This is a genomic window from Emticicia sp. MM (assembly GCF_001649495.1).
In genome coordinates this window covers 76,759-97,793 of sequence record NZ_LXHX01000113.1, presented here as the reverse complement: position 1 = coordinate 97,793, position 21,035 = coordinate 76,759, and the positions used below count along the sequence as shown (strand labels likewise).

Genomic DNA, 21,035 nt, shown 5'->3' with positions numbered 1-21,035 from the left:
CTACGTATTCGCTTTATCCTCTATTATTTACCAAACTATAAAATGAAAACTAAACTAACCTATTTATTTATTACACTTTTAGTTCCGCTATATTCTTTTGCGTTTCTGCCTACCCTGAGCTACCAAAATACCAGTATAGTTTATGGTGATGTAACAAGAATCAGGGCAACGGCAACGAGCCAGAATAGCACTTATGCCCTTCAAAATATACCTTCGGCTTTGGTCGGACACATTTCTGTCAATATCAATAATGGCGATATTAACGTAGAATCGACTGCTCCTGCTGGTGTTTATACGATTACAAACCGAGCAACTGATAATTCGGGGTCAACCGATGCTAGTTTTACACTTACTATCAGTAAAGCTCCGCTGACAATTACTGGACAAAATAAAACCATCACTTATTGCGACGCATTTCCTGTTTGTGCGGCAAGTTATAGCGGTTTTAAAAACAATGACAATGCGGGTTCGCTCACTGGCACACTGATTTGTGACTACGGAACAACCGCCCCTGCACCTGCTGGAAGTTATGTAAATAACCTCAATACCAGCACATTAAGCAGTCCGAATTATACGATAACATACGTAAATGGCTCTCTACTTGTCGATAAATCACCAACTTCAGTTGTACTTACTCAAACAAATGCCAATATTTTAGTCGGTCAATCGGTTACTTATAGTGCATCTATCAACTCAAATAAAACCTGTGTGGCAACTGGAAGTGTTGTTTTTACGATTGATGGAATTGAACAAACAGCAGTGACCGTGAATAATGTTGGGGTAGCAACGCTGACGATAACAAATTTTGCGGTTGGCGTACACACAGTTTTTGCTACTTACAGCGGAAGTGTAAACCAACTAAGTAGTTTTTCAACGAGTCTTAGCACTACCGTTTGTCCAATCATAACATTGGGCGGCATCTCAAACGGCACAATGAATATTGCTTATAATCAAACAGTTAGCATTTCGCCTGCTGATGCTTATACTTTTTCTATCCCAATCGGTCAATTGCCCAAAGGCTTAATCTTGAATACATCCACTGGGCAAATAAGCGGCACACCAAGCGAAGCAGGAATTTTCAATTTTACTGTTGTCGCCAAAAACGGTATTGCTTGCTCGAAAAGTAAAGAAATAGTTTTAAAAATTGCAGGAAATAATTGTTTAGGCAGACATTTTGACCCATCAAGTGCTTCGCCAATTGCAACGGGAAGTGTGCCACAGGCATTTACGCCACAATCGGCAGCAGGTGACTACCATTTAGCTACCGCCGATTTCAATAATGATGGGATTTTAGATATTATCATTCCTTCAAAAAACGGTACAACGGCTGCTTACAGTTTATTCTTAGGCAATGGAAACGGTGGCTTCACGGGCGGAACGCCCATTTCAACACGAGCTTCGCTGGGCAATAATATTCCAGTAGTTGCTGCCGATTTTGATAATGATGGCGATAAAGATGTCATCATGGCCGAGTCTGATTTTGGCGATTTAATTATTTTAATCAATGATGGCTTAGGAAATTTTACGGTCAGTACAACTACATATAATACTATTCGTACGCCAACTTCGGCAGCTACTGGCGATTTCAATCAAGATGGAAAACCTGACGTAGCTATCACGATGGCCGTTAGCAATCGTGTACAGATTTTCTTGAACACCACAGTTGGGGGTGTCGTAAGTTTTAGTAATCTGGTAGCGGTCAATACCGACCTTTTGCCTCGCAGTATAGTTTTGGGGAAATTTAATACTGACGATTTTTTGGATATTGCCACTGCCAATTATACTACCAATAATGTAAGTGTGGCATTCGGTACAGGAACAGGGTCTTTTTCGGTAGCGACTGAATATGTAGTTGGACTAAATTGCCGAGATATTGCCACTGGCGATTTTGATAATGACGGAGATTTTGATTTAGTAACAGCTAATTACGGCGAAAGTACTCTTTCAATTTTAACCAATAATGGCAATGGTGTTTTTGGTGTAACGGCAAAAACTGTTGCGGCAAAAATGAATGGTGTCACCGTCAATGATTTCAATGCCGATGGTTTTTATGATATTTTGGCCACGTCCCAACAAATTATTTCTCCAGCCAATACCCAATCTTATGCCTATTTACTCTACAATAATGGCAGTGGTTCGTTTATAACTCCAACCGCCTTAGGCACTGATTATTTTTCGGTTGGTTTGCAACCTGGTTCATTAATTTCGGGCGATTTTAATCAAGATGGCTCTTTAGATTTTATTTCTGCTAATATCGGTAGCAACGGAAATACTGGAAGTTTATCAATTCTACTTAATAATTGCCCTCCAGTAGCTACTAATTTTAGTTTAAATCACGGTATTGGTGTTTCAACAAATACTAAAATTCTGACAGCATTTGATGGCAATCAAACAGTCAATACTTTGATTGCGAAAGTAAACGGTACTACATCGGCCACTCAAAATGGCATCACCATCTCAAATCTTTCTGTAAATTCCAATGGAGAAATAATGGCCGATGTTGCAGCAAGCTGCTCGGCAACTAACACAACTTTCTCGATTTCGGTTACTGATAATTTCAATAAAACCTCAACTGCTACTTTGAGCATAAACATCGTTTCGGGGCCAATAATAAGTACACCGCCAACCAATAAAACCACTTGCGATGCTACACAAATAAACATTCCGATTGCTGTAACAGGTCTGGGCTTAACTTACCAATGGCAATTTAGTAGCGATAGTGGTCAAACTTATAATAATGTACCAAATACTACCCCGTACACTGGAATCAGCTCAGATAACCTCATAATTCTTGCTAATGCAGCACTCAACAACTATAAATATAAATGTTTGATAACTGGTGCTTGTAGTGCTATTGAAACCAATGCCATTACATTGAGTGTTCAAAGCTCACCCATAACACTCGGAGGAAATGTCTCTGGCGGAACAACCCAAGTTTATCATGCAACACAAGTTACCAGTACCCAAAAACTGGCCGCTACGAGCCAAATTGAATACCGTGCAGGAAAATCAATTACACTAAATAGTGGATTTTCGGCCGATAGTCAGAGCATATTTATAGCGAATATTATTGGTTGTCAATAATATATTGAAAGTAATGAGTGAATCACTACGAACTCATTACTTTCTCCACAATCTCAAAGAACGGTTTTAGTTCTTTCTCTCTGCCACGCAGCCAAAGCATTAACATGGAAGCTTTCAAAGAAATATTGTTTAGCTCAATAAACTTCACATTCATGTTTTGTCCGCTTAATGCCGACTTTGGCTCAATCGAGATTCCTAAGCCAGCCTCCACCAACCGCAAAACTGTATTTGAATTGCCCGATTGATAAGCCACTTTCGGAATAAAACCATACGATTGGCACAAGGCCTCAAGGCTTTCTACATAACCCGAACTTTCGTTTCGTGGAGGTAAAATAAAATTTTCATCGGCTAATTGTGCCAACGACTCAAAGTTTGTTGCATCTAAATGATGGTTCTGTGGCAGAATTATCACAAAGTTTTCTACATAAATCGTGCGAGCGTTTAGCTCTTTCGGCACAATCATGTTTGGCCCAAACGCCACATCAATCGTACGGTTTATTAAAGCATTGATGCCATAGAGGTTGGTTGTTTCGTTCAAATTTGTTTTCATCAAAGGCATTTCGGCTTGAATTTTCGCCAAAATATTTGGTAATAAAAACTGCATCGACGAACTCGAATGAGCAATTTTTATTTCGCCTCCTTCACCTTTATGAATCTGAAAAGTTCGCTGTTTTACCCGCTCAAAATCTTCCAAAATTCGCTCACATTCTTCCTTAAAGTATTCTCCAGCGGTTGTCAGAGCCACATTTCGCTTATTTCTATCAAATAATACTACGCCCAATTCTTCTTCCAAAGCCATTATTTGTCGGCTGAGAGCTGGTTGAGCAATGTAAATTTCTTCGGCTGCTTTTCGGAAATTCAGCGTTTCAGAAAGTTTCAAAAAGTGTTCAATCGTTCTAAAATCCATTATTGATTCATTTTTAGCATCAAATAATAAAAATTAAGTATTTTTTGTTATCAAAAATAAGCAATTATTTTGCAAAAGAAAACACCCTTTCACAGAAAAATCAATCAGTCATGGAAGTTCTGCAAGCCAGCATTGAGCATATTGAATATGTAGCACCTTTATTTGATTCATATCGCCAATATTATGGTCAAGATGCCGACTTAGAAGGTGCAAAGAAATTCTTATTGGAGCGAATACAACAGAACGAATCTGTGATTTTTGTAGCTCTTGAAGGTAGTGAGGCACTTGGCTTTACGCAGCTCTATCCAGCATTTTCGTCGGTATCGATGAAACGCCAATGGATACTCAATGATTTATTCGTAAAGGCCGATGTCCAAAACTTAGGCATTGGAAAGGCTATTTTGCTAACTGCCCAAGAGTTTGTGAAGAATTTAGGCTATAAAGGCTTGCTTTTGGAAACAACTCCCGATAATACCAAAGCCCAAAAACTCTACGAAAGCCTCGGTTGGAAGCGTGAAGAAAACTTTTACTACTACTGGCAAGCGTAGAAAATCCCATAACTGATTGACTAAAATTACTTCATTACACTTTCTCAACAAACAAATGAAATCACTATTATTTACTTTTCTAACTTGTTTTATTACTTTTGAAGCCTTTTCGGAGGAAAAGAAAGATTCGATTCAAACCCAGAAATCACCGATTCAATTTTCGGGAAATGTGCAGCTTACCAATAATGGTATTTCGCCAGTTCCTGCATTTGCACTTGGAAAACCAGCCCTTATGACTGGTTTTTCTATCAGAAAAGGCAATTTTTCGTTTTCGCCTGCTTTCAATTACGGCATTGATGGCAAGCCTTGGGTATCGAATAGTTGGTTGAGGTTTCAGGTTCCGCACAAGAAATTCACCTTTCGTACGGGTGTAAACTGGTCGTTGTTTTTCAAACGAACCAGCGTAACCGAAAATGCACAGACTTTTGAGGTTCAACGAGCCAATAAATATTTAGAATTTGAGGGAGCAACAACGTACCAAATTTCCGAAAACTCAAGTATTCAGGCACTTTGTTGGTACACGAAAGGTATTGATATAGATGCTGTAAAATACGGACTTTTTTACAGCCTTTCGGCAAATATTAGTAAAATTCGTATCTCAAATTCGGTAAAGTTAGCACTCAAACCAAACTTATTTTATATTGATAATAGCATTCCGTTTAAAGGATTATTTGCTTCTGGAATTGCAGTTTGGTCGTATAAAAACTTACCATTTTCGGTGTCGATGCAAGCCGTAAAACCGCTCATCGTGACACCCAAAAATGATTTTAATTGGAACATTGGTTTAAATTTTGATTTCTAAAAAATGACAACTCTTCAAAAGGCTTTTTCGCCCGATTCTTTTCGTCAAAATGCTCATACTTTAGTCGATTTATTGGCCGATTATCTTGAATTAGCTCAAAATCAGACGCTTAAAAGTGTGATTCCCTATCAAGAACCCGATGACGCATTGACTTATTGGCAAGCAGATTATGAGCAAGGAGCAGGAAACGTTGAAGATTTTTTCAAGAATGTTATAGATAAATCTACCCATTTGCACCACCCACGCTACATGGGGCATCAGGTTACGCCACCGCTGCCCATTACGGCAATTGCCAGTATGTTTTCGGGCTTGCTCAATAATGGGATGGCTGTTTATGAAATGGGTTTAGTGTCGAATCCTTTGGAGAGAATTTTATCAGAATTATTGGCTAACAAAATAGGATTTGATAAAAATGCCAGTGGCTTACTAACTTCGGGCGGAACTTTGGCAAATCTTACGGCACTTTTGGCTGCACGTGCCGCTAAAACTGATGTTTGGGAAGAAGGAACAAGTGAAAAGTTGGCGGTCATGGTTTCGGAAGAAGCTCACTATTGCATCGACCGTGCCGCCCGAATTATGGGAATGGGCAGCGAAGGAATCATAAAAGTTCCGACAAATGAGAAGTTACAAATCCGAACCGATTTATTAGAAAAATACTACAACGAAGCTATTGAAAAGGGTTTTAAGGTGATTTGTATTGTAGGTAGTGCTTGCTCAACCTCGACTGGAAGCTATGATAATTTAGAAGAAATAGGCGATTTCGCTCAAAAACACCAACTTTGGTTCCATGCCGATGGAGCTCATGGTGGAGCGGTTATTTTCTCCGAGAAATACAAACATAAAGTCAGAGGCATAGCACAAGCAGACTCAGTGGTAATTGACTGGCACAAAATGCTCATGACACCCGCACTGGCAACTGCATTGATTTTCAAGCGAGATGAAGATGCTTTCAAGACATTTCAACAAAAAGCACAATATTTGTGGGCAAATCAGCACTCAAAAGATTGGTTTAATTCAGGAAAACGTACTTTTGAATGCACAAAATTGATGATGAGTCTAAAAATCTATTCAATTTTGAAGGCTCACGGTGAACAGATTTTTACCGAAAATGTGGAGTATTTGCACGGTTTAGCTGAAAAATTTGCCAGTTTAGTTAAAGCCCGACAAAACTTTGAGTTGGCTATTGAGCCTGAAAGCAATATTGTATGTTTTAGATTAGTTTCGTTAGACACCAACTTAAATGACCTCAACTCAAGCATCAGAAAGCAGCTTTTGCAAGAAGGAAGTTTTTATATTGTCCAGACAACTTTAAAAGAAAACGTTTATCTTCGTGTGTCGTTGATGAATCCTCTTACGACTGCAACCGACCTAAATGCACTTTTAGATGAAATTGAAAGAATTGGCAATCAGATTTTTGGGAAATAAATACTTAGCTTTTGGAATTACGCTTGTCATTTTTGTGCTTTGTACAATGCCAAGTGAGCAATTGCCCAAAGGTAATGACAAAACTGCCCATTTTGTAACTTTTGCAGGATGGGCTTTTTGTTGGCAATTTGCCTTTAAAAATTATGCAAGAACGCTAATTGTCGGTATTCTCTATGGAATTCTTATTGAGTTTTGGCAAGGTTCATTACCAGCATCTTTTCATCGAAGTTTTGATTGGTATGATGCACTGGCTGATGCTATTGGAGTTATAATTGGTCTGTTTGTATTTTGTCTATCAACAGTTTTCAAAAGACGGTAGCTAAAAAAGTGTGCAATTTTTTAGCTGAAACTATTGAAAAAAACGTTACCTTTCTCTCATAGCCTTACTCTGTCGAATCATATCTACCGTAAAATCAATGACACTTGTATTATTTTTCAATAATTCTTCTCGGTTACGGTTTACTTCATAATCAGGTTGAACGAAAAAATCTTTATTTACTTTATTGGGTAAATTATGGTTAATTTTCATTAGTGGTGTATGCACTATAAATTTTGTGTTGGGTAACTTGAAATCTTGCCAATTCACTGCAAAACTTCCCCAAGTAGCACCACCTACTTGTTGACCAATTATTTTTTCGGGGATTCCTAAATCTTTAGCTAAATTGAGTGTAAAAGTAGTTGCCGAGTAACACCCAGGATCAGTGATGAAATAGGTTTTTCCTCTATAAGCCAGTGTTTTTTCGGGTTTATGTCTGTCGTTTCGTTTGTTTACTCGATACATAAATTCACCATTACGCTTCATAAAACCCAGCCACATCGTGACTGGTGGACCAAAATAGTAAGGCTTGAAAATAACAAAATAGGCCTTTTTCTTAAAAGCCACCGTATCGACTAAAGTAAAGGGTTTTGGTGAAAGATATTTCAACAAACGTGAAACATTAGGAATAAATCCACCACCATTTGCTCTAAAATCAACAATCAAATGCTCAACTTTGAGTTGTTTGATTGTTTTGAATCTGGCTCGTAAAACCCGTTTGAATTTTTGCTCGCTTACATCTAAAAACTTGCCTGACATCGAAAAAGAGGTAATGTCAAGTTTTGCGATATGATTGACGCTATCCATAATTTTGAGCGAAAGGTTCGGACGATTGAGGTTTTTATAGCGTTTTTTATCGATTTTTAGAATTTCACTGTTGGTTTGACAAGCTACTTTTTTATTGAAAATACTATCGTTTTTTGGTAAGCGATAGGAGATTTTAATCGAATCTACTTCTCCAAAATATCTTTTGTAATAAGTCGGAAACGCACTGACCGTGTAGTAGTCTTTTACGTGTTCGCTTCCATTATCGCTCGAAACAAACACTTTTAGTTTTTGAATTAATTGTTCAACAGGTTCATTATTAAAGGCCAAAACCTCAGCCCCTCGAATGATGGTTGAGTCGGCGGAATAATTCAAGGCTAAATAATAGTTTTTGTCAATTTTACGGAGATAGAAAGGTACAAACTTGGCATTTTTTTTATTAAATCGTTTTTTATCGTATCGTAAATTTGTGTGTCCGTCTTTTACATTTGTCACTAATCGAGATAGAACTCGAAACGTTTCGAGATAGCTAAGTGGTTGATTGATAGTATTATAGAGCGAATCGTACTTCTTGTTATATTCTTCTTTGCTCATATAATAATACATTCCAGGATGGATTTTTTCAAAACGTTTTTTCAGAAATGCCATATCTGCCCGAACCTCTTCTGGTGTAAAAGAATCTTTTGAGTTTTGAGCGTTTAGAAAGAGTGGGAGCAGTAAAAGAATGAAAATCTTTTGCATAGTTTAGTGGTGTACTGGAAATTTAGGATACTGGTTATTAGTTACTGGAAAATCGTTGATGTAATTTTTTACGTTGGTCTGTTGACTATTGACTAAAAAACTATCTAATTTTAACTTTATTTTTAATCAAATTTAGGGTGTATTTCAGCACCGTATCTTCATTATTTAGAAAATCTTCAAGCGTTGAATTTACTTCAAAATCAGGTTGGAGAATCGGTTTATTGTATTTTTTTGTGTCAATATTATACAAAATCCTACCCAGAGGCAGGGAAATCTCTAATTCGGTATTGGGTAATTTGATTGAAGAAAACTGGGCAGCCGAACAACCATCATAAGCACCTCCACAAGTCATGCCTATATAAGTACCAACGCCCATATTATGCAATTTTGAAACCAACAAAGCCGCTGCTGAAAACGTACCGCCGTTCATCAGCACATACACGTTTTTATTAAACCTAAACTCATCGTGAGGGCGTTGTTTTTGTTGGTATTTACTTTCTAAATAACCTTCAGCGTCTCGTACAGTAAACTCTTTATTGAGCCTCGAAGCTGCCTCTTTGGCCAAATACGCGTCGTATTTTTTATAATCTTGTTTGAGTCGCTGTAAGCCTTCATCTCTGAAACCTATTTTGTATGCATCGAATGGTTGATTGGCGAAATAACGCAAAAAGAAAATCGAATAGTCAATGATGCCACCCGAATTTCCTCTTAAATCCAAAATCAAATTTTCAATTTTATTTTCTTCCAGTTTTCTGAAAATCTTACGAGTTTCACCTTCAAAATTAGTGCCACGTCCGTAGTCTTTCATGCCATACATAAACGAACGAATATCAACCATCGCCACTTTTTGGCTTGAATCAATTACTCGATAAGATACAATTCCTGTGGTATCTTCATCAACATCGGGGTAGCGAGTTTCGAGCATTTTCTCCATAAAGTCTATACTTTGGCCTTCTATTTTGCTCGTTTTGGGCTTGCTTTGCCCTTGTTTTTGATAAGTTACTAAAAAACTTTCTTCTTCGCCTTTCCATAAATAATACAATTTCCTGAATTCTCGAATCGCATAATATTTTCTTGCATTTGGGTTTATTCCATCGCCATTGTAGTAAGAAATCTTTTCGAGATGCTCTAAGATTTTCTTGACAGGCTGTCCATCAATTTCTAAGATTTCGGTGCCACGAGTAATCTTTTTATCAGCCGAATAATTACGAGAAACCAACAACTGATTATTGATATACCGCACACTAAACGGAAAGAACTTCGGGCGTTCGGTAAACGAATTACTTTTAGAAAGCAACCTACGATCGGGAGACATGTGTGTATGTCCACAACCCACCGCCTGCACCAGCGGTAAAAATGTAAAGTAAGCCTCTCGAAGCGAATATTTTCCCGAAACTCTTTGTAGCAAAGAGTCTTGCAAGAAAGTAAATCTTTCTTTGGAAATATATTTGTAGGGGTCTGGATGATATTTCTCAATCTCGTTTTTCAGATTCACGAGGTCTTCTTTTATCTGTTCAGCCGTGTAAGTCTGCGAAAAACCATTCAACTGATTGATCAGCAGTAGTATAAAGAAAATATATCTTGCTTTTATATTCATTTTAGCTTTTTTCATAAACTCAAATCTACTCTAAAATAACTATTTTTTAGTACCAGCCACAAAATAATCTATCTATTAAACACAAATTCCGCATTGGTGACGGTCGGCCGCTGCCGTTTGGGGTTGTGAATTTTTTTTACTAATTTTGCACCATAATAAAACTTCAGTTCTTTGAACGCCTATGCTTAACAGACGCCTCATACGGATTCGTGCGATGCAAGCCCTTTTTGCTTATAAACAAGCTGAGGGTGCGAATTTCCAATTAGCTTTAGACTTAATTGCCGACCACTTCTCTCCAGATTTGAACTCGATGGAGTATCAAGATAAAGAGAAACTCGAAGGATTAAAAAAATTAGGTCAAAATCTTTTTCAAGAAGCTTTTTCTCGACAGGAAGCTGAAAAATTTGACGCACCCGACGAAGTGTTGAGAATGGTCGAAAAAGCAAAAGAATTTTATCTTCTCAAAAACAAAAAAGACGTTCAGCACTATGCCAGCCGTATGGTAATCGAGGCGGAAAGAGTTTATGAATTGTATCTACAAATCTTATTACTTTTTATCGAACTCGGTAATCGTGCCAATCAAGATAGCAATGGCGATGCAAAATCAAAACTCATTGATAATCAGGTTATAAAGGCTTTACGTCAAGAAAAATCACTCGAAATACTATGTAGCCGTCGAAGTATTAGTATGCTCAATGAGCAAGTATTTGTGGCTAAATTATACCGTGAAGTAATTCGTGCCAATGACCGCTACAAAGAATATACATCGAAAACCAATCATACGCTTGAAGAAGATTTTGCGATTTTGAAATATCTACTCAAAAACGTAATATTGAAGCATGAAATTGCTTGGGAGTTTTTCGAGAAACAAGATTTGTACTGGATTGATGACATCGAAACTCTCAGAGCGGCCGTTACGCATACTTTTCAAGCATTAGTTGAAGAAGGCAAATTAAAATTGGCTACCTTAGACGACGAATGGGACGAAAGAAAAGAATTTTTGCAAACTTTGTATCAGAAAAGTATTCTTGAAACCAAAGATTTAGAAGAAATTCTGATTCCAAAGCTCAAAAACTGGGAAATAGAGCGTATTGCCATCACTGACCATATTTTATTGAAAATGGCAGTAGTTGAAATGCTCAATTATCCGAGTATTCCAGTAAAGGTTACGATAAACGAAATCATCGAAATCGCTAAAGATTATAGTACACCAAAAAGTGGACAGTTTGTCAATGGTATTTTAGATGGCGTATCGAAAGACCTCAAAGAATCAGGCAAACTTCGCAAAAGCGGTAGAGGTATGTTGGATAATAAATAAGTCTAAAAAAGAGTTCTCTATAAATAAAAAGTAGTTTTAGTGGGAAATTTACTCACTCATTCAAACATTCAAACATTCACTCATTGAATTTTATGAGCAATTCATCAAGAACTTTCATTGCATTTTTGGCTGGAGTAGCCACAGGAGCAGCCATCGGTATTTTATATGCACCCGATAAAGGCGAAGTAACTCGTGATAAACTGTCGTTCCGTTTATCGAAATATCGTGAACAATTACAAAAATTCATCAACGACCTCATCGAACGAGGCGATGAAGTAGCGATGGAAGTAGTTGGTGGCGATAGTTCGGCCAAAGCAGAAGGACAAAAAGTAGTGAGCGAAGCACGCCAAAAAGCCGAAAAATTACTCGAAGACGTAGAGTCTTTGATGAGCCAAATTAAATCGAAAAACTAACAGGATTTAGAAGATTTTAAGATTGATAAAATTTTGGGAACCATGGCATTTACAAAGGTTCTCAAAACGAAGCATAATTAATTTCTAATATATAATTTATTAAAATACAAAATGAAAAAAGTATTTTTAGCTCTTACTTCAACGATTATTTTGGCAGGAATGAATTTTTCTTGCAACCTAATTGATTCAAAAAACCAGACGGGAATGAGTAAAGAAGACTCATTAGTGGCGTTGGCAAATGCTCCAATCATGGAGTTTGATAAAGAAGTAGTTGATTTCGGCACACTCACCGAAGGTGATACGGTTTCGCACGTATTTAAGTTTAAAAACGTTGGTAAAAGTGCTTTGACAATTACCGACGTACAAGTACAGTGCGGTTGTACGGTTGCTTCAAAACCTGATCATCCGATTGGTGTTGGGCAGTCTGACCAAATTACGGTGCGTTTTAATAGCCAAGGAAAAGTAGGAACAAACAAGAAATTTGTAACAATTTTTTCTAATGCCAACCCTCCGCAAACAGTTTTGTCTTTTACGGCAGTTGTACAAGGAAAAGATATAGCAAATACAGTAAAGCCACAGTAGTAAAAATTACAGAAATAAGAGTTTTCAGCACATAATCTAACCAAAAAAATTAAAATAATGATTCTTTTACAAGCACAGAGTGGAAATGGTATGTTTTCGATAGTGATGATGGTCGGAATGATAGCAGTATTTTACTTCTTCATGATTCGCCCACAACAAAAAAAGGCAAGCGACCAAAAGAAAATGGTTGAAGAATTGAAAGAAGGAGATGAAATCGTAACTTTCGGTGGAATGCATGGTAAAATCGTTTCAAAAGACGAATCAACTGTAACAGTTTCAGCAGGTGGCGGTGCAAGATTGACTTTCGATAAAACATCCATCGCAAGAAAAAAATAAATTAGTCGATGGTCGATAGACCATAGTCAATTGAAAAAACTTTTTGAACGATGGTCTATTGACCGTCGTCCATCGACTAAAAATGAATCTACGAACCTTAGTACTGTGCTTTTTAGCTGCCTTCGTAATTTGGTTGCTAAACTCTCTAAACAAATCGGGATATTCGGCTAAAATCAACTATCCCCTCACCATCAAATATAACGATTCTCTTTACATTTCGACCAAACCTTTACCCAAGCAGTTGAATGTAAGTATGTCGAGTACAGGTTGGGATTTATTGAAATATAATCTGTTTTCAAATGCAACACCACTGGTTTATGAAATTGACAACCCTTTGAAAATCAATAGATTAGACAATGCATCATTACTTGAGTCGTTAACAAATCTACTACAAAGACCTAAGTTAAATTATATTTTGGCCGATACCACAACTTTGCATTTTGAGCGAAGACAAAAGAAAACAGTCAAGTTGAAAGTGGATAGTTTGGGTATTGATTTACAGAAAAACTTTGTGGTGTCGAGTCTAATAAATATATCACCAAATGAGATTGTTTTAGATGGTCCAGAGTCGGCATTAAAAGAGTATGAAAAGGTGATTTATCTCAAAGTACCAGCTAAGCGTTTAGCTACAAACTTTGATGATAAAGTAATCATAGCTTTACCACCAAATACTTTTGTAAAATCGAACGTCGAAAAGGTTTTGGTAAGTTTTGAAGTTGCAGAATTATTGAAATAAATTACAGGATTTAGGTTTCATGAATTAGAATTTATGAAATGTTTTTACATATATTTCTAACTCTCAGACCTAATAATTCCTTACATCTAACGCTAAATCTTTCAATCATGGCATCAGAAACCACCCGTCGTTCGCAAGCTACTCCGATGAAAGATGCCATCGAAGCATTTTTAAAAACTTTTGACTTAAAAACTCGTTTTAACGAAACCTATTTGATAGCATTTTGGGGGCGAATGATGGGGCCAACTATTGCTTCTCGAACCAAAGAAATCTACGTTAAAAACCGAATATTATATCTCCGAATCGACTCCTCGCCACTTCGTCAAGAGCTTTTCATGGCAAAAACTAAGCTTCTCGACCTCATCAATAAAGATGTTGGTGAGTCCGTTGTTGATGATGTTGTGTTTCTTTGAAAACTTTTTTATAGTAAAATTGTGTTTCTGTTTAAAACTTAGCTAACAGAATGCGGTCGATGCCCATGATTTGCAACACAATAGATTTATGAAGAAAAAAGATTCACTTGTAGAAAAAGAACGTAATCGTCAAGATTTAGGCTTCGGTACAAAAATGACCGACCGCCAAACTCGACTAATCACTGGTTCTGGACAATTTAATGTAACGCGAGTAGGTCAATCATTCGAAGCTTGGCTTAATCTATACAACCGCCTTATTACAGTTCGTTGGAGTACCTTTTTTGTTCTCGTCCTATGCGTTTATTTGGTTCTAAATCTCATTTTTGCAAGTTTGTATTATCTAATTGGCATGGAACACTTGGCGGGTGTTGATATGACCAATATACATTCTCAGTTCTGGGATGCCTTCTTTTTTTCGGCACAATCACTTACTACGGTTGGTTATGGGCGTATAGCTCCAGTTGGTTTTGCTGCCAGTTTTGTAGCAGGTATCGAAGCCCTTAGTGGTCTAATGATGTTTGCTATCATTACAGGTTTGCTTTATGGACGTTTTTCTCGCCCAAATCCTCGAATTTTGTTTAGTAGAAATGCTATCATTGCTCCGTATCTCGATACTAACGCTTTTATGTTTAGAATGGTCAATGAGAAAAGCAATCAAATTATCAATTTGAGTGTGAGTTTGGTTTTCTCGAAAGTAGAAGAAAAAAATGGCGTTAGAAATAGACAATATTATGGACTTACGCTTGAACGCTCAAAAGTGAATTTTTTTCCAACTAACTGGACAATCGTTCACGCCATTACCGAAGATAGTCCACTTTATGGCGAAACTCCTGAGTCGCTGGCCGAAGCCGATGCTGAATTTATGATTGCCGTCGAGGGGATTGATGATACCTTTGCCGATGCAGTTCATAAACGTCATTCATATTTCAATGATGAATTGGTTTGGGGTGCAAAGTTTAAACCAATGCTCGAAAACGATGGCGATGAAAGGTATATTTTAGACTTACGTAAAATTCATGATTTCGACCTCGTATCTTTGAATCCTTGACAATTTATGCAGTAGGCTTTTGGCAATACGCTTTAAGCAAATTAAAATTTATAAAAAGCATATAGCTTAGAGCATAATGCTTATTGCGAAAAATGAACTCATTAATTTCTCCTCCATTCCTAAAGAAAGGCGATAAAGTGGCCATTGTAGCCCTTGCCAGCAAGCTAAACCCTGCCGATATTCAGTCGGCGATTAATATCATGCAAGAAAACTGGGGAGTTGAAGTAATAGTAGGAGAATCAGTAAGTGCTACATATTACGGTTTTGCAGGAACAGACGAAATTCGCTTGCGAGATTTTCAACAACAACTTGATAATCAAGAGGTTAAAGCGGTATTTTCGGCCAGAGGTGGCTACGGAAGTTCAAGAATCATTGATGCCGTTGATTTTACGAAATTCAAGGAAAACCCTAAATGGATTATCGGTTTTTCTGATATCACGGCCGTGCATGGACAGCTACAAGTGATGGGTTTCCAAAGCCTTCATGCACCAATGCCCAAAACGTTCACAAGAGATTATGATTCAGTTCAAAAACTCGAAGCATTTCTTTTTGGTAAAGATATAAATTATACAATTCCATCAAAACCCTTCAACAAACAAGGAGTAGGAGCAGGGCAAATTGTAGGTGGAAATCTTTGTATTTTTGCTCATTTGCTTGGCTCGCAATCAGAAGTCGATACTGATGGTAAAATCTTGTTTATCGAAGATATTTCGGAATATCTCTACAACATTGACCGCATGATGGTACAACTAAAACGAGCAGGAAAACTTAAAAACTTAGCAGGCCTGATTGTTGGAGATTTTTCGGATGTAAAAGAAAACGACGAACCTTTTGGCAAAACTTTCTATGAAATTATTGCTGAGCATACGGCCGAGTATAATTATCCAATCTGCTATGATTTTCCAGTTGGTCACGAAGCGATAAATTGGACAATTCCTTGTGGTAGGTTTGCTTCTTTAAGTATTTATAATGAGGTGGTTAGGCTGGAATTTGATGCAATAGTACTTTGAATTATCACCTCAGATTTTGGAAGCCAAACGAACGCTTTTATTTACCCAAATAAACAAAAAAGATTCAGTTATAGTCGAAGTTATTCAAAAAGACATTTGTTTTTCTAATCATGAGAACGCCAAAAACCTTTGAATTTCACCGTTTTGTAGAAGGAATTTTACGTACTCAAACCAATGAATCATTTTTTATTGCCAATCAAAGTCTATTTACTGAAAGTGCACCTGATTATCCTTTTCGGAGTTATTTTTACGGAATCGGTTTGGTTTATGAAGGCGAGCGTTCGTTAAGAATTGGTATTGAAGATTATCAACTCAAAGCCAAAGATTTATTAGTTATTGGGCCAAGTATTATCAGACATTGGCTCGATAATCATTGGGATTTGAAACATACCGCTCTCTTTTTTACATCTGATATTTTTCAAACATCAATTAATGCTGCTTTTCTCAACGAATCTCGGGTATTTAGGGCAGGAATTCAGCACGTTATTTCATTAAGCGATACCGATTTTGGCTTCTTTGATAATATTTTTCAAAATATAAATAATCATCAAAAATATCCCAAAATTGTTGCTCCCTTGATAATGGCGGTTATTGAGAAAATTGAAATATTATATATTGATAATCAATTAGATAGCAAAAAGTTTTCTCGAAAACAACAATTGGCAAAGGCTTTTTGTAGTTTGATAAATACCCATTATCTCGAAAATAAAGATGTGTTGTTTTATGCCGATAAACTCAATATTACACCAAAATATCTTAGTGAAGTAATCAAAGAGCAAACGGGTAAAAGTCCTAAAAATTTAATTGAGCAATTGCTCATGGAAGAAGCAAAAAGTCTTTTGAAGCAAACCGAAATGAATATCAAAGAAATCAGTTTTTGGCTTGGCTTTGATGACCCCTCTTATTTCACTAAAGCGTTTAAGACTTCCGAACAAATGACTCCATTTGAGTATAGAAATAAATAATACCGAAAAAACTACCATTTATACTACCTTTTTTACCTTGAATTTTGCTTTATAGACGCATTATCTTTGTCTTATCAAAATTTAATAAAGAAATGAAAGCGAATAAGCAAATAATCAAACACACAAAATTACATTTCAAACCAGCATTCCCAGGACTCAAAGGCGTAGATATGTTTGCGAGTCAATATCCAATTGAACCTGTTTTGGTTTTTACTGAATACCTGATGGATAGACCTGTTTTTGGTCCTCATCCACACGCAGGAATTTCGGTGATGACCTATATGCTACCCGATAGTAAAAATAGTTTTATTAACCGTGATAGTTTAGGTGATTTCAGCGAAATTGAGCCAGGAGGATTGCATATTAGTCAGGCTGGACGAGGTTTGCAACACGATGAATTTCCGAAGGTAACTGGAGTTGAAGCCCATGGTTTTCAGATTTGGATTAATCATGCCGATAAAGACCGTTTGGTTGAACCCAAAGCTATTCATGCGAGTGCCAACGAAATCGCAGAGATAAGCATGGAAGATTATAAACTAAGAATTGTGCATGGTGAATATAATGATCAACGTTCTGATTATCAGATGGTTACGAACGTGAATCTGTTTCATGTTTATCTAAATGCTGGAAAAACAATTGCCTTAGATGCTCAAGAAATGGCTTTTATTTATACACTGAATGGAAATGGTAACATAGAAAATCAGGAAGTTTTAGCCCAAAGTATGGTCAATTTCTCGACTGAAGGAAATCAAGTTGTGATTACTGCGGGTGAAGAAGGGCTTGAATTTATGTTCGGAACGGCTGTTCCTTTGAAAGAACCCATTACTTACGGAGGGCCTTTTGTAATGACTACTCCCGAACAAATGGCCGACACAAAACGCCGCTATGGTCGTGGTGAAATGGGAGAACTGTTGCCTTATAGAGGATAATTGGCTTAATAAATAACGTTTTTATCTTTTATTACTCAAATTTTAGGTAAAAATTAGGATTTGGTTTCAATAGTTATTCGGTGGTTTTATTCAACCACCGAATAACTATTTCAAAACTTTCAAATCCAGTTCAAAACCTTGTAAAACATTTTCACCAGAAAGTTTTTTGTCAAATCCTTCTACGATTTGTACCTCGCCATTTTCACGATAAATATATACTGTTTCGGTGGCAGGGTTTATCAGCCAACCCAATTTACAACCATTTTCTATCCATTGTTCTTGCATTTTAGTGCGAGCATCTTTCAGATTATCATTTTCAGACATTAGTTCAACTACAAATTCAGGGCAAAGCGGAGGGAATTTTGTTTTTTCGTTATCCGTCAAACTATTCCAGCGTTCATTAGAAACCCATGAAGCATCAGGCGAACGCACTGCCGAAGTAGCTAATCGAAAAGCTGTAGAAGAATCGAAAACTTTTCCACTTCGTTTGATTCTATTCCAAATTGTTAATTCAGTCGTAATTTCTGAATTTTTAATTCCTGTTTTTCCTCCTGTGTTTGGCATAACAATAACATTTCCCTTCTCGTCTCTTTCAAATTTCAAACTGTCGTTTTCTTGGCAAAAATCATAGAATTCGTCGTCGTTTAAATTTGTACTACTCAGTGGAGAGCCAATCACCTTTTTGACTGTATCTGCTTTCGTTGGATGCAATGTCATGGTTTCCAGATTAACTGATTATTTAACAAAAATAACAAAATAAAATTAAACATATTTTTTATATTTGCAAATAGTATGCAAGCATACGGTATTTTGAAACAGTAATATTCAACCATCTAATGGAAATTAACTATAAAGTAGAAAACAACGTGGCGATTATCAGTTGGAACATGACCACTTCGCCGATGAACGTTATGAACGATATTTCGATTCCTGAATTTGAGGGGCATCTCGAAACTGCTTACGCTGACCCCGAAGTAAGAGGAATTATCATCACTTCCGAAAAAAATGAGTTTATAGCAGGAGCTGATGTAAAGATGATTTTGCGTAATAATAGCAAAGACCAAAGCGAAATGCACAAGTTTTCGCTTGATTTTAATGCTATTTTTCGTAAACTCGAAACTTGTGGAAAGCCAGTGGTAGCAGCCATGAATGGAACGGCATTGGGCGGAGGTTACGAAGTTTGTTTGTCGTGTCATTACCGCATTGCTCTTGATAATCCCAAAGCTGTTATTGGCTTGCCCGAAGTGCAGCTTGGTTTGCTTCCTGGGGGCGGCGGAACTCAACGTTTGCCACGTATTATTGGTATGGAAGCTGCCTTGATGTTGATGGTTGAAGGAAAACGTATTTCGCCAAAAGAAGCATTGGGCTACGGCATGGTCAATGATATTGCGGTTACTCGTGAAGAAATGATGGAAAAAGCCATGAAATGGATTTTGGCTAACCCGAAAGCTATTCAACCGTGGGATGAATTTGATAAGAAAACAGGAGCAATCAAGGCTCGTGAAAATTATAAAGTACCAGGCGGAAACGTTCAGTCGCCAACAGGAATGAGAACCTTTGCGGGCGGAACGGCCATGATTATGGATAAAACTAAAGGAAATTATCCTGCACCGATTGCGATTCTTTCGTGCGTTTATGAAGGCTTACAAGTAAATATGGATAGAGCGATTCCAATTGAGGCTCGCTATTTTGTAAAAGTTGCTACTTCTCGTGAAGCTAAGAATTTAATCGGAGTAATGTTTTTGGGCAAAAACGAAGCCGATAAAGGTGCCAGTCGTCCCAAAAATATACCTGTTACTGATGTCAAAAAACTTGGTATTTTGGGTGCTGGATTTATGGGTGCAGGTATTGCGTATGTATCGGCAATGGCGGGGATTGAAGTTGTTTTGAAGGATGTAAGTATCGAAGCGGCCGAAAAAGGGAAAGATTATTCGAGAGGCTTGGTGCAGAAAGGTATTGAAAGAGGTAAAACCACAGCTGATAAAGGTGAAAAACTATTGAGTTTGATAAAGCCAACGGCCGATGTGGCCGATTTGAAAGGTTGTGATTTGATTATTGAGGCTGTTTTTGAAAACCGTGATTTGAAAGCAACAGTTACCAAAGAAGCAGAGCCAATGTTAATTGAGAGCGGTGTGTTTGGCTCAAATACTTCCACAATTCCGATTACAGGTTTGGCAAAGGCTTCGGCAAAACCAGAAAATTTTATCGGTATTCACTTCTTCTCTCCAGTTGATAAAATGATGCTCGTTGAGCTGATTCGTGGCAAAGAAACATCTGATTATGCAGTGGCTTTAGCGGTTGATTTCGTGAAGAAAATTCGCAAAACGCCAATTGTGGTCAATGATTCTCGTGGGTTTTACACTTCTCGTTGTTTTAGTACTTACACCACCGAAGGAATTGCCTTATTAAAAGATGGTGTTGACCCTGTTTTGATCGAGAACGCAGGAAAAAATGCAGGAATGCCAGTCGGTGCTTTGGCAGTTTCGGATGAAGTGGCTTTAGATTTAGCCTTGAAAATATCGAAGCAAAGTATTGCCGATGGAGCACTGACTGAAGAAGATGGAGCATATCAAGTGACCCGAATGATGGTTGAAGATTTAGGGCGTTTTGGTAAGAAAAACAAGAAAGGTTTTTACGAGTATCCAGAAGGAGGGAAGAAGCATTTGTGGGAAGGCTTGGCTGAATATTTTCCAGTTTCAGAAATTCAACCTGATGTTGAGGAAGTAAAAAAACGCTTACTCTACCGCCAAGTGGTTGAGTCGATTCGTTGTATGGATGAAGGTGTTTTAATGACAAAATTAGATGGCAATATCGGTTCGATTTTGGCCTGGGGATTTCCTCCATATGCGGGTGGAACGCTCAATTTTCCTGATTTTGTAGGAACAGAAACTTTTTTGAATGAGGTAGAACGCTTGGCAGATACTTATGGCGAAAGGTTTAGATTAACTGCAAAACAAAAGGAATTGGTGAAGAATTTGTAAGAAACTTTTGATACATTATACATAAAAAAGACGGGCTGTCCCGTCTTTTTTATGTATAATGATTTGAATTTGTAATTTTTTACACTTAAAATTCGTTTTTAAAGCATTCTAATGGTTAG

General features: G+C 37.3%; 20 protein-coding genes. 16 read left to right on the top strand and 4 right to left on the bottom strand.

Annotation, left to right across the window (positions count from 1 at the left end):
* Positions 1 to 42: 42 nt before the first annotated feature.
* Complete coding sequence (locus tag A6M55_RS15380; protein ID WP_197491719.1) at positions 43 to 3,084, top strand: FG-GAP-like repeat-containing protein; 3,042 nt, start codon at positions 43 to 45, stop codon at positions 3,082 to 3,084.
* Between the two features lie 25 nt (positions 3,085 to 3,109).
* Here A6M55_RS15380 and A6M55_RS15375 read toward each other — a convergent pair whose 3' ends face one another.
* Complete coding sequence (locus tag A6M55_RS15375; protein ID WP_064198406.1) at positions 3,110 to 3,991, bottom strand: LysR family transcriptional regulator; 882 nt, start codon at positions 3,989 to 3,991, stop codon at positions 3,110 to 3,112.
* 110 nt (positions 3,992 to 4,101) lie between these two features.
* Between A6M55_RS15375 and A6M55_RS15370 the strand changes: the two genes are divergently transcribed.
* Genes A6M55_RS15370 through A6M55_RS15355 form a run of 4 tightly spaced genes read left to right on the top strand, consistent with a single transcriptional unit; the run spans position 4,102 to position 7,085 of the window.
* Positions 4,102 to 4,539 (top strand): GNAT family N-acetyltransferase, encoded by a 438-nt coding sequence (locus tag A6M55_RS15370; RefSeq protein ID WP_064198456.1) that lies wholly within the window; start codon positions 4,102 to 4,104, stop codon positions 4,537 to 4,539.
* Positions 4,540 to 4,594: 55 nt separating this feature from the next.
* Entirely contained in the window at positions 4,595 to 5,341 is a 747-nt protein-coding gene (locus A6M55_RS15365) for a hypothetical protein (protein WP_064198405.1), read from the top strand.
* 3 nt (positions 5,342 to 5,344) lie between these two features.
* Positions 5,345 to 6,766 (top strand): aminotransferase class I/II-fold pyridoxal phosphate-dependent enzyme, encoded by a 1,422-nt coding sequence (locus A6M55_RS15360; protein ID WP_064198404.1) that lies wholly within the window; start codon positions 5,345 to 5,347, stop codon positions 6,764 to 6,766.
* Complete coding sequence (locus A6M55_RS15355; protein WP_064198403.1) at positions 6,726 to 7,085, top strand: VanZ family protein; 360 nt, start codon at positions 6,726 to 6,728, stop codon at positions 7,083 to 7,085. Before A6M55_RS15360 ends, A6M55_RS15355 begins: the two co-directional genes overlap by 41 nt.
* A gap of 45 nt (positions 7,086 to 7,130) precedes the next feature.
* Here the strand turns inward: A6M55_RS15355 and A6M55_RS15350 are convergent, their stop codons facing one another.
* The gene (locus tag A6M55_RS15350) at positions 7,131 to 8,588 is read right to left on the bottom strand and encodes a S41 family peptidase (protein ID WP_064198402.1); all 1,458 of its coding nucleotides are present in this window, start codon (positions 8,586 to 8,588) and stop codon (positions 7,131 to 7,133) included.
* A 100-nt stretch (positions 8,589 to 8,688) separates the two neighbouring features.
* Positions 8,689 to 10,200, bottom strand: a complete 1,512-nt coding sequence (locus A6M55_RS15345; RefSeq protein WP_064198401.1) for a S41 family peptidase — start codon at positions 10,198 to 10,200, stop codon at positions 8,689 to 8,691.
* Between the two features lie 166 nt (positions 10,201 to 10,366).
* On the opposite strand from A6M55_RS15345, the gene nusB reads away from it, so the two are divergent.
* The 10 genes from nusB to A6M55_RS15295 all read left to right on the top strand — a co-directional run bounded on the left by nusB (position 10,367) and on the right by A6M55_RS15295 (position 17,935).
* The gene (gene nusB / locus A6M55_RS15340; RefSeq protein ID WP_082893054.1) at positions 10,367 to 11,503 is read left to right on the top strand and encodes a transcription antitermination factor NusB; all 1,137 of its coding nucleotides are present in this window, start codon (positions 10,367 to 10,369) and stop codon (positions 11,501 to 11,503) included.
* 92 nt (positions 11,504 to 11,595) lie between these two features.
* On the top strand, positions 11,596 to 11,916 hold the full coding sequence (locus A6M55_RS15335) for a YtxH domain-containing protein (protein WP_064198399.1): 321 nt from the start codon (positions 11,596 to 11,598) through the stop codon (positions 11,914 to 11,916).
* 111 nt (positions 11,917 to 12,027) lie between these two features.
* Positions 12,028 to 12,498, top strand: a complete 471-nt coding sequence (locus A6M55_RS15330) for a DUF1573 domain-containing protein (RefSeq protein WP_082893053.1) — start codon at positions 12,028 to 12,030, stop codon at positions 12,496 to 12,498.
* 57 nt (positions 12,499 to 12,555) lie between these two features.
* The gene (yajC, locus tag A6M55_RS15325) at positions 12,556 to 12,834 is read left to right on the top strand and encodes a preprotein translocase subunit YajC (protein WP_064198398.1); all 279 of its coding nucleotides are present in this window, start codon (positions 12,556 to 12,558) and stop codon (positions 12,832 to 12,834) included.
* 82 nt (positions 12,835 to 12,916) lie between these two features.
* Complete coding sequence (locus tag A6M55_RS15320) at positions 12,917 to 13,570, top strand: hypothetical protein (RefSeq protein ID WP_064198397.1); 654 nt, start codon at positions 12,917 to 12,919, stop codon at positions 13,568 to 13,570.
* Between the two features lie 107 nt (positions 13,571 to 13,677).
* Entirely contained in the window at positions 13,678 to 13,983 is a 306-nt protein-coding gene (locus tag A6M55_RS15315) for a DUF721 domain-containing protein (RefSeq protein ID WP_064198396.1), read from the top strand.
* An 88-nt stretch (positions 13,984 to 14,071) separates the two neighbouring features.
* Positions 14,072 to 15,031 (top strand): ion channel, encoded by a 960-nt coding sequence (locus tag A6M55_RS15310; protein WP_064198395.1) that lies wholly within the window; start codon positions 14,072 to 14,074, stop codon positions 15,029 to 15,031.
* Between the two features lie 92 nt (positions 15,032 to 15,123).
* Positions 15,124 to 16,041, top strand: coding sequence for an LD-carboxypeptidase (locus tag A6M55_RS15305; RefSeq protein WP_064198394.1), 918 nt, complete (start codon positions 15,124 to 15,126; stop codon positions 16,039 to 16,041).
* 110 nt (positions 16,042 to 16,151) lie between these two features.
* Entirely contained in the window at positions 16,152 to 17,006 is an 855-nt protein-coding gene (locus A6M55_RS15300) for an AraC family transcriptional regulator (RefSeq protein ID WP_064198393.1), read from the top strand.
* Positions 17,007 to 17,098: 92 nt separating this feature from the next.
* The gene (locus A6M55_RS15295) at positions 17,099 to 17,935 is read left to right on the top strand and encodes a pirin family protein (RefSeq protein ID WP_064198392.1); all 837 of its coding nucleotides are present in this window, start codon (positions 17,099 to 17,101) and stop codon (positions 17,933 to 17,935) included.
* Positions 17,936 to 18,040: 105 nt separating this feature from the next.
* On the opposite strand, the gene A6M55_RS15290 is transcribed toward A6M55_RS15295, so the two are convergent.
* Complete coding sequence (locus A6M55_RS15290) at positions 18,041 to 18,652, bottom strand: Uma2 family endonuclease (RefSeq protein WP_082893052.1); 612 nt, start codon at positions 18,650 to 18,652, stop codon at positions 18,041 to 18,043.
* Positions 18,653 to 18,771: 119 nt separating this feature from the next.
* On the opposite strand from A6M55_RS15290, the gene A6M55_RS15285 reads away from it, so the two are divergent.
* Positions 18,772 to 20,916, top strand: a complete 2,145-nt coding sequence (locus tag A6M55_RS15285) for a 3-hydroxyacyl-CoA dehydrogenase NAD-binding domain-containing protein (protein WP_064198391.1) — start codon at positions 18,772 to 18,774, stop codon at positions 20,914 to 20,916.
* The last annotated feature ends 119 nt before the right edge of the window (positions 20,917 to 21,035 follow it).

What these genes read in the sequence shown, in the direction of transcription:
- A6M55_RS15380 (WP_197491719.1), top strand. Translation starts at nt 43, where the DNA reads ATGAAAACTAAACTAACCTATTTATTTATTACACTTTTAGTTCCGCTA.
- A6M55_RS15375 (WP_064198406.1), bottom strand. Translation starts at nt 3,991, where the DNA reads ATGGATTTTAGAACGATTGAACACTTTTTGAAACTTTCTGAAACGCTG.
- A6M55_RS15370 (WP_064198456.1), top strand. Translation starts at nt 4,102, where the DNA reads ATGGAAGTTCTGCAAGCCAGCATTGAGCATATTGAATATGTAGCACCT.
- A6M55_RS15365 (WP_064198405.1), top strand. Translation starts at nt 4,595, where the DNA reads ATGAAATCACTATTATTTACTTTTCTAACTTGTTTTATTACTTTTGAA.
- A6M55_RS15360 (WP_064198404.1), top strand. Translation starts at nt 5,345, where the DNA reads ATGACAACTCTTCAAAAGGCTTTTTCGCCCGATTCTTTTCGTCAAAAT.
- A6M55_RS15355 (WP_064198403.1), top strand. Translation starts at nt 6,726, where the DNA reads ATGAAATTGAAAGAATTGGCAATCAGATTTTTGGGAAATAAATACTTA.
- A6M55_RS15350 (WP_064198402.1), bottom strand. Translation starts at nt 8,588, where the DNA reads ATGCAAAAGATTTTCATTCTTTTACTGCTCCCACTCTTTCTAAACGCT.
- A6M55_RS15345 (WP_064198401.1), bottom strand. Translation starts at nt 10,200, where the DNA reads ATGAAAAAAGCTAAAATGAATATAAAAGCAAGATATATTTTCTTTATA.
- nusB (WP_082893054.1), top strand. Translation starts at nt 10,367, where the DNA reads ATGCTTAACAGACGCCTCATACGGATTCGTGCGATGCAAGCCCTTTTT.
- A6M55_RS15335 (WP_064198399.1), top strand. Translation starts at nt 11,596, where the DNA reads ATGAGCAATTCATCAAGAACTTTCATTGCATTTTTGGCTGGAGTAGCC.
- A6M55_RS15330 (WP_082893053.1), top strand. Translation starts at nt 12,028, where the DNA reads ATGAAAAAAGTATTTTTAGCTCTTACTTCAACGATTATTTTGGCAGGA.
- yajC (WP_064198398.1), top strand. Translation starts at nt 12,556, where the DNA reads ATGATTCTTTTACAAGCACAGAGTGGAAATGGTATGTTTTCGATAGTG.
- A6M55_RS15320 (WP_064198397.1), top strand. Translation starts at nt 12,917, where the DNA reads ATGAATCTACGAACCTTAGTACTGTGCTTTTTAGCTGCCTTCGTAATT.
- A6M55_RS15315 (WP_064198396.1), top strand. Translation starts at nt 13,678, where the DNA reads ATGGCATCAGAAACCACCCGTCGTTCGCAAGCTACTCCGATGAAAGAT.
- A6M55_RS15310 (WP_064198395.1), top strand. Translation starts at nt 14,072, where the DNA reads ATGAAGAAAAAAGATTCACTTGTAGAAAAAGAACGTAATCGTCAAGAT.
- A6M55_RS15305 (WP_064198394.1), top strand. Translation starts at nt 15,124, where the DNA reads ATGAACTCATTAATTTCTCCTCCATTCCTAAAGAAAGGCGATAAAGTG.
- A6M55_RS15300 (WP_064198393.1), top strand. Translation starts at nt 16,152, where the DNA reads ATGAGAACGCCAAAAACCTTTGAATTTCACCGTTTTGTAGAAGGAATT.
- A6M55_RS15295 (WP_064198392.1), top strand. Translation starts at nt 17,099, where the DNA reads ATGAAAGCGAATAAGCAAATAATCAAACACACAAAATTACATTTCAAA.
- A6M55_RS15290 (WP_082893052.1), bottom strand. Translation starts at nt 18,652, where the DNA reads ATGACATTGCATCCAACGAAAGCAGATACAGTCAAAAAGGTGATTGGC.
- A6M55_RS15285 (WP_064198391.1), top strand. Translation starts at nt 18,772, where the DNA reads ATGGAAATTAACTATAAAGTAGAAAACAACGTGGCGATTATCAGTTGG.